Annotated in this window: 8 protein-coding genes; 6 read left to right on the top strand and 2 right to left on the bottom strand. The window is 61.9% G+C overall.

All coding sequences use genetic code 11. The annotated features are described in order from the left end of the window. The first annotated feature begins 101 nt into the window (after window positions 1–101). Entirely contained in the window at window positions 102–785 is a 684-nt protein-coding gene (locus BSG20_RS26770) for a DUF3471 domain-containing protein (RefSeq protein ID WP_072380212.1), read from the top strand. Window positions 786–834: 49 nt separating this feature from the next. Then, window positions 835–1,902, top strand: coding sequence for an ABC transporter substrate-binding protein (locus BSG20_RS26765; protein ID WP_177309896.1), 1,068 nt, complete (start codon window positions 835–837; stop codon window positions 1,900–1,902). Window positions 1,903–1,922: 20 nt separating this feature from the next. On the opposite strand, the gene BSG20_RS26760 is transcribed toward BSG20_RS26765, so the two are convergent. Beyond that, a complete protein-coding gene (locus BSG20_RS26760) occupies window positions 1,923–2,111 on the bottom strand; it encodes a hypothetical protein (RefSeq protein WP_072380214.1) in 189 nt (62 codons plus the stop codon). A 316-nt stretch (window positions 2,112–2,427) separates the two neighbouring features. Here BSG20_RS26760 and BSG20_RS26755 point away from each other — a divergent pair, with 316 nt between their 5' ends. The 4 genes from BSG20_RS26755 to BSG20_RS36655 all read left to right on the top strand — a co-directional run bounded on the left by BSG20_RS26755 (window position 2,428) and on the right by BSG20_RS36655 (window position 5,792). After that, window positions 2,428–3,372, top strand: a complete 945-nt coding sequence (locus BSG20_RS26755; protein ID WP_072380317.1) for a Bug family tripartite tricarboxylate transporter substrate binding protein — start codon at window positions 2,428–2,430, stop codon at window positions 3,370–3,372. After that, window positions 3,369–3,860, top strand: coding sequence for a tripartite tricarboxylate transporter TctB family protein (locus BSG20_RS26750; protein WP_072380216.1), 492 nt, complete (start codon window positions 3,369–3,371; stop codon window positions 3,858–3,860). Before BSG20_RS26755 ends, BSG20_RS26750 begins: the two co-directional genes overlap by 4 nt. A gap of 11 nt (window positions 3,861–3,871) precedes the next feature. Next, window positions 3,872–5,389: a tripartite tricarboxylate transporter permease gene (locus BSG20_RS26745; RefSeq protein WP_072380315.1), complete on the top strand. Its 1,518-nt coding sequence runs from the start codon at window positions 3,872–3,874 to the stop codon at window positions 5,387–5,389. A gap of 235 nt (window positions 5,390–5,624) precedes the next feature. Further along, on the top strand, window positions 5,625–5,792 hold the full coding sequence (locus tag BSG20_RS36655; RefSeq protein WP_093041484.1) for a hypothetical protein: 168 nt from the start codon (window positions 5,625–5,627) through the stop codon (window positions 5,790–5,792). Window positions 5,793–5,923: 131 nt separating this feature from the next. Here BSG20_RS36655 and BSG20_RS26735 read toward each other — a convergent pair whose 3' ends face one another. Beyond that, a complete protein-coding gene (locus BSG20_RS26735) occupies window positions 5,924–7,015 on the bottom strand; it encodes a DUF475 domain-containing protein (protein ID WP_072380218.1) in 1,092 nt (363 codons plus the stop codon). Window positions 7,016–7,262: the final 247 nt, after the last annotated feature.

Below are 7,262 nucleotides of genomic sequence, written 5' to 3'. Positions count from 1 at the left end.
TAGCCGATCGGCGAAAATGCCGATCACATACCAACAGAACCCAAGGAATAGGCCGCCAGATGGTGGTGTTCTCCCCTTGTGTTCTTTCATTGGAGACAAACATGAGCGACGATACCGCTGATGCCGTGGCATGGCGGCGCTACGAGCAGGCCCGCCCGCGCACCGAAGTGTCGATCGATCCGGCCATTTACAGCCGCTGTGTCGGCGCCTACCGCTTTCCGAACGGCGGCGTCATGACGATCTCAATGCGTGAGGGCGGGCTGGCAGCTCAGCTCACCGGTCAGGACCGGTTGGATATCTATCCTGAAAAGGAGGATGTCTTTTTCTATCGAGTCGTGCCGGCGCAGCTAAGCTTTGCCCACGAGAATGGGGCTCCGGCGGAAGGCCTCATACTACACCAGAACGGCTACGAGCAGACGGCACGGCGCATCGACGAGGGTCTGGCGCAGGAGATCGCCGCTGAACTTGAAAGTAGGATCAGGGACAAGCGACCGGTCGCCGGCAGCGAGGCCCGGTTGCTTAGCCTCATCGACGAGGCTGCACGGGGCGAATTCGATCTCGGCCGGATGACCGAGCCGCTCGCCGCCGCGACGCGCGAGCAGGCGCAGAAGATCAAGGCCGATCTCGAAAAGGCGGGTCCCTTGAAAAGCCATGTTTTCAAGGGTGTATCGCCGGAAGGATGGGACGTCTACGAGGTGGCTTTCGAAAACGAACTGATGGAATGGCGCTTCGCTCTCGCCGAGGATGGACGGTTCAGCGGCGCGTGGATCCGCCCGCTGCCCTAGATCGCCTTGGTGCCTTGTATCGCCCTCCACGCTCATGCATCTTAGGGGGATGAGGAGACTATCTTTACTTGCATGCCTGCTGCTCTGTCCCGGTCTGGCGACTGCGGACGAGGTGTTCTATCCCGCGCGTTCCGGCAATGCGGAGGCTCCGACGCTGGTCGTTTATTCCTCGCTTGACGAGCCCTTGGCGCAGCCGATGATCCACGGGTTTCAGGCGGCCAACCCCGATGTGGCGGTCAAGTATGAGGACATGTTGACCGGGGAAATCTACGACCGCATCGTGCGCGAGACGGATGCCGGCAAGCGCACGGCCGATTTCGCCTTCTCGTCGGCAATGGACCTGCAGGTGAAGCTTTCCAACGACGGCTACGCGCAGGTGAGCAACCTGCCGATGAGCGCTCGCTGGCCGAAATGGGCCAACTGGCGCAATACCGCCTACGCGCTGACTTTCGAGCCGGCGGTCTTCGTTTACCACAAGCCAAGCTTCGCCAGTGAGCCGCCGCCGAGTTCGCGGGCCGAATTCGTCGATTACCTCAAGCGCAAAGGCGATATTGTCCACGGCCGGATCGGAACCTATGACATCGAGCGCTCCGGCGTCGGTTTCCTGTTCATGGCGCGCGACCAGGAGCAGTTCGGCGATATCTGGTCGGTCGTCGGCGCCATGGGGGCGGCCGGCGTCAAGCTCTATTCCACGAGCTCTGCCATTCTGGAGCGTGTTTCCGACGGACGCTTTGTGCTCGGCTACAACATCCTCGGCTCCTACGCCGCCGATTGGGCGAGGCGCCATCCCGATGTCGGGATCGTGCTGCCGAAGGACTATACGGTGGTCATGTCGCGCATCGGCCTCGTGCCGCAGGCGGCGGCCGACCCGGAACTCGGGCGACGTTACCTCACCTTCTTCATGTCCAAGGAGGGGCAGACGATCATGGCGCGCGAGCTGCAGATTCCCGCCGTCAGCCCCGAAGTTGCCGGCGAAAATACGGCCAACACGATGCAGGAGCTTCTGGGTGCGCAGTTGCGGCCCGTGCCTGTCAGCCCGGGATTGATGGTCTATCTGGATCAGGTCAAGCGCGCCAGACTGATCGCGCACTGGAACGAAGTGCTGCGCACGCAATAGGGAGTTCGTCGCGGAATGAGCTACCGGAACAGGCAGGGCCGCTGGGCGTTTGCCAGCAATTCCTGCTTGGTCGCGAAGGATCCGAAAAGCGCGAGGAGACGCTTCTCCTCTTCTTTGTCCAACCGGTGACGGTGCGCGAAGTCGCGCACGCTCCACACCTGTCGTAAGCCCTCATGTTCGATTTGCTTGGCATCGATGTGAGAACTCATGGCTCAATCCTCCTAGCCGTTCTTAACGCCCGGGCGGCGGACAAGTTCCATCGAGGTCGGAATTCTGCGATGTCCCCCGGTCAGTGCCAATTACGGCAAAAAAGTGTCACTATGGGGTGGATACTTAGCCGATGTCAGCTAAATGACAGCTTGTTGTGGTCCGCTTTGCAGAACTTCAGCTCCGTGGAGGCGGAGAGATGAAGTTTCGGGAGGAGCTTGCCAGCCATAACGGACCCTACGTCCGTCTGCAGCGTCCTTCCCGATTCCATCGAGAACAATGCGCGGTTTCTCAGCCGCGCCCACGGAGGGCACACTCGTGAAGCATACTTTTCTTGCAACCATTTTCGCAGCCGCGGTCGCGCTGCCGGCCTATGCCGCCGACTACACCATCATGGCGCCGGCCGCTCCCGGCGGCGGTTGGGACCAGACGGCCCGTTCGCTGCAGACCGTTATGCAGAAGGAAGGCATTTCTGGCAACGTGCAGGTTCAAAACGTTCCGGGCGCCGGCGGCACCATCGGTCTCGCCCAATTCACCGGCCAGAACAGCGGCAACCCGAACGCACTGATCGTCGGCGGCTACGTCATGGTCGGCGCGATCCTGACCAACAAGTCGCCAGTCACCCTCAAGGACGTCACGCCGATTGCCCGCCTCACCGGCGAATATGAGGCGATCGTCGTTCCGACCGCATCCGACATCAAGACGATGGCCGATCTCGTTGCCAAGCTGAAGCAGGATCCGGGCTCCGTTTCCTGGGGCGGCGGTTCGGCAGGCGGCACCGACCATATCGCTGTCGGCCTGATCGCCAAGGCTGCCGGCGTCGACCCGACGAAGATCAACTATGTCGCCTTCTCCGGCGGCGGCGAAGCGCTGGCCGCTATTCTCGGCGGGCAGGTGACCGCGGGCATTTCCGGCTACGGCGAGTTTGAATCCCAGGTGAAGGCTGGGCAGCTCCGGCTTCTGGCCGTTTCCAGCGACAAGCGCATCGAGGGCGTCGACGCGCCGACGCTCAAGGAATCGGGCCTCGATGTGGCTGTCGAGAACTGGCGCATGGTTGCCGCAGCACCCGGCCTTTCGGCCGAGCAGACGGCTGCAATCACCGCCGATTTCGACAAGCTTTCGAAGTCTGCCGGCTGGCAGGAAATCCTGAAGACCAAGGGCTGGGCCGACACCTACCTAGCCGGCGACGCCTTCAAGGCGCAGCTCGACAAGGACGTTTCGGCAACCGAAACCATCCTCAAAGAGATCGGACTTGTCCAATGAGCAGGGGTAGTGAACCCTTGGCAACGAAGCGTCGCCCCGACTGGGCGGCGCTGGTCATCGCCATCTGTCTTTTCGCCGTCGCCGCCGTCATGCTCTGGGACGCGTCGCACATGCGCGCTATCGCCCAGTATGATCGCATCGGCCCGGCAACCGCACCCAAGGTCGTGGCCTTCGGGCTGATCGGTCTCGGCATCTGGACGATCTTCGAAGCCTGGCGCAATGAGTTTCCGGAGCGGGGACATCAGGAAGTTGCTCCCGTCATCTGGATTGTCGCCGGCCTTGCCGCGCAGATGCTGCTTCTCAAGATAGCAGGCTTTTCGATCGCAACCGGCATTCTCTTTGCGTTCACGGCGGCCGGCTTCGGACGTCGCAAACTCTGGATCTCGATCCCCGCGGGCATCGCCTTCAGCTTCGTCGTCTGGGTGATCTTCGCGAAGCTTTTGCAGCTGACCCTGCCTGCCGGCCCGTTCGAACGAATCTTCTTCTAGGATTGGATGCGATGAGCACCTTCGAATTCCTCTTCCAGGGTATCCTGGTCGCCATGCAGCCGATGAACCTGCTCTATGCGCTCGTCGGCGTTACGCTCGGCACTGCGGTCGGTGTGCTGCCGGGTATCGGCCCGGCGCTGACCGTGGCGCTTCTGCTTCCCGTCACCTACAAGCTGGACCCTGCCGGTTCGCTGATCATGTTCGCGGGCATCTATTACGGCGGCATGTATGGCGGCTCCACGACCTCTATTCTTCTCAACACGCCCGGTGAAAGCGCCTCGATCGTCACCGCACTGGAGGGCAACAAGATGGCGCGGGCCGGCCGCGGCGGGCCAGCGCTGGCGACGGCGGCGATCGGTTCGTTCGTCGCGGGACTGATCGCAACGCTCGGCCTTGCTTTCATCGCGCCCTATATCGTCAAGCTTGCGCTGATTTTTGGACCGCGCGAATATTTCGCCCTCATGGTCCTCGCCTTCGTGACCGTCTCCTCGGCCTTCGGGGACTCCGCCTTGCGCGGCTTGACCTCGCTCTTCATCGGCTTTGGGCTTGCCATGGTCGGCATCGACCAGCAGACAGGACAGGCACGCCTTTCCTTCGGCGTTCCGGATCTGCTCGATGGCGTCGAGGTAACGACGCTTGCGGTCGCGATGTTTGCGATCGGCGAAACGCTCTATATCGCCGCTCAGGGCAATCGTGGCGAAGAGAAGGTCGAGGCCGTCAGGGGCTCGCTGTGGATGACGGCCCAGGATTGGTCACGCTCGTGGAAGGCTTGGCTGCGCGGCACGCTGATCGGCTTCCCGATCGGAGCTATGCCGGCCGGCGGTGCGGAGATCGGCACGTTCCTCTCCTACGCCACCGAAAAGCGTCTGGCGAAGAACCCGGAGGAATTCGGCCACGGTGCGATCGAAGGCGTTGCCGGTCCGGAGGCTGCGAACAATGCGTCTGCGGCCGGCACGCTGGTGCCGCTCTTGACGCTTGGCCTGCCGACGACGGCGACGGCAGCGATTATGCTCGCCGGCTTCCAACAATATGGTCTGCAGCCCGGTCCGCTGTTGTTTGCGAACAACCCGCAGATTGTCTGGGGCCTGATCGCCAGCCTGCTGATCGCCAATGCGATGCTGCTGGTGCTCAACCTGCCGCTGATCGGTTTGTGGGTGCGTCTGCTGACGATCCCGAAGCCATGGCTTTATGCCGGTATCCTGCTGTTTGCGACGCTCGGCACGATCGGCGCCAACCCCTCTGTGTTCGAGCTCGGCATGCTGCTCGCCTTCGGCGTTCTCGGCTACATCATGCGGCTCTTCGGCTACCCCATCGCGCCTGCGGTCGTCGGCCTCATCCTTGGTCCGCTGGCCGAGCAGCAATTGCGCCGCGCGCTGGCGATCAGCCAGGGCGACGTGACGACGCTGGTGATGTCGCCGATCGCCGCCGGCCTGCTGATCGTTGCCGCGGCGGCTTTCATCATTCCGCTGATTCTGCGGTTGCGCGGACGCGGCGAGGTTCTGTCGCAGCTTGCTGCGAACGAGGACTAAAAGAAAAAGACTGCCCGAACCCCTCCCTTGCGGCCGGCGATGGAAACATCCGCCGGCCTTTTCGTGTCACAGGCAAGACAGCTCGCGCCTGGTTTGAGGAGCAGCTCTTTCTTCGGGCCAGCAAGGCCGCCGACCGCATGTTCTTGCATAGCAGGGCTGAATTTCCATTGCTTGTGGCGAGACGCGCGCGGCCACATATGTGAGCGGTCAATGATAAAGCAAAGCGAGAAAGAAAATGTCCTTCCGTAAGTCCATTCGCGATGGCTTCCTTGGCCGCGCCTTTGCGGTGATCGGTGCTGCAAATGCTGTGAGCGCCACCATCGAAGCTGGCCGTCGCCCGAAAGCCCGCGATCTGCGCGAGCTCGGCATCGACCCGAGCATGTTTGGCAGAATCAACCACTAAACTCATCTGCACCCTTCGGCGCGGTTTTGGCGGTTGGCCGATCGCCAGATACGAAACAGCCCGCAACCGGATGGTCGCGGGCTTTATTTTTGTCCTGCTGAAGCCGCACCGTCGGGTGTGGCTCATCAGGTTCAGGCGTGCAGTTCCTTGTGCGCCTGCGCTCTCTCTGCCGCCTGCTCCTTCTTGTTGTAGCGGATGGAAGACCACAGCGAGATGCCGATCAGGGCTGCGCCGCCAAGGCCGGTGATGACCTCGGGGATATGGAACATGGTCTGCACGTACATGATCACGGAAAGGATCAGGATTGCGTAGAAGGCGCCGTGCTCGAGATAGCGGTATTCGGCAAGCGTTCCCTTTTCGACAAGCATGATCGTCATTGAGCGCACGTACATGGCGCCGATGCCGAGGCCGATGGCGATGACGAAGAGGTTCTGCGTCAGCGCGAAGGCGCCGATAACGCCGTCGAAGGAGAAGCTGGCATCCAGCACTTCCAGATAGATGAAGGCGCCGAGACCGCCTTTGGCGGCGGCGCTCATCGTCTGCTGCGAGGCATCGAGCAGGCCGCCGATCACCTCGACCGCGAGAAAGGTCAGCAGGCCGTAGATGGCGCAATGGACGAAGGTGGTGGCTTCTTCCTCGCCAAGGAAGGACGAGAAGATCAGGACCAGCGCCAGAACGAAGGCGATCTCGATGCCTTTGATCGTGGCGGAACGGGCCATGAGCTTTTCAAGCCCGGCGATCCAGTGGACGTCCTTCTCATGGTTGAAGAAGTAGTTGAGGCCGACCATCATCAGGAAGGTACCACCGAAGGCGGCGATCGGCAGATGCGCGTCGTTCATGATGCGGGCATATTCGGCCGGCTCGCGGGCGGCGAGCACCAAGGCTTCCCAGGGGCCGATGTTGGCGGCGATCGCGACGATCGCGAGCGGGAAAACGATCCGCATGCCAAAAACGGCGATGACGATACCCCAGGTGAGGAAGCGATGCTGCCAGACCGGGGTCATCTCCTTCAGCTTGTTGGCATTGACGATGGCGTTGTCGAAGGAGAGCGAGATCTCCAGCACGGCGAGCACCGTGCAGACGAAGAAGACGGTCGCCATGCCGCCGATGGTGCCGGTGGCCTGCCCGCCGAGGGCTGCGCCCAAGATGAGGCCGAGGAAGGTGACGATGAAGGCCCAGCGGAAATAGCCGAGCGTCGATTTCTGCGAGGAACTGTTGGTCATGGCCGCACCTCGCAGCCATGAGCCTTGTCGAACGGGGAATATGTGCGTGAAAAACGCGACATACCACAAAGGGCATGCGCGTGAGGCATGGTGAGCTTTTTCATCAATGAAAATCCGCCGGCTTAAGCTGCAGGCGGTACCGACATCACGAGAGCGCCGTAATAACTCTCGCCAGAGGGGCCCGGCACCAGGTTCACCCGTCGGCCGATGTCCGAGGCCGCGGGATAAGGCGAAGGTAGTGAACTTC

It is taken from the genome of Rhizobium tibeticum (genome assembly GCF_900110205.1).
Lineage (GTDB): Bacteria > Pseudomonadota > Alphaproteobacteria > Rhizobiales > Rhizobiaceae > Rhizobium > Rhizobium tibeticum.
Note: the sequence above shows the minus strand (reverse complement) of the source record. Positions and strands in the feature narration are given on the sequence as shown.

Bases quoted from the DNA above. Each gene is read 5' to 3' on its own strand.
- BSG20_RS26765 (WP_177309896.1), top strand. From the start codon at position 835: ATGAGGAGACTATCTTTACTTGCATGCCTGCTGCTCTGTCCCGGTCTG.
- BSG20_RS26745 (WP_072380315.1), top strand. From the start codon at position 3,872: ATGAGCACCTTCGAATTCCTCTTCCAGGGTATCCTGGTCGCCATGCAG.
- BSG20_RS36655 (WP_093041484.1), top strand. From the start codon at position 5,625: ATGTCCTTCCGTAAGTCCATTCGCGATGGCTTCCTTGGCCGCGCCTTT.
- BSG20_RS26750 (WP_072380216.1), top strand. From the start codon at position 3,369: ATGAGCAGGGGTAGTGAACCCTTGGCAACGAAGCGTCGCCCCGACTGG.
- BSG20_RS26735 (WP_072380218.1), bottom strand. From the start codon at position 7,015: ATGACCAACAGTTCCTCGCAGAAATCGACGCTCGGCTATTTCCGCTGG.
- BSG20_RS26770 (WP_072380212.1), top strand. From the start codon at position 102: ATGAGCGACGATACCGCTGATGCCGTGGCATGGCGGCGCTACGAGCAG.
- BSG20_RS26760 (WP_072380214.1), bottom strand. From the start codon at position 2,111: ATGAGTTCTCACATCGATGCCAAGCAAATCGAACATGAGGGCTTACGA.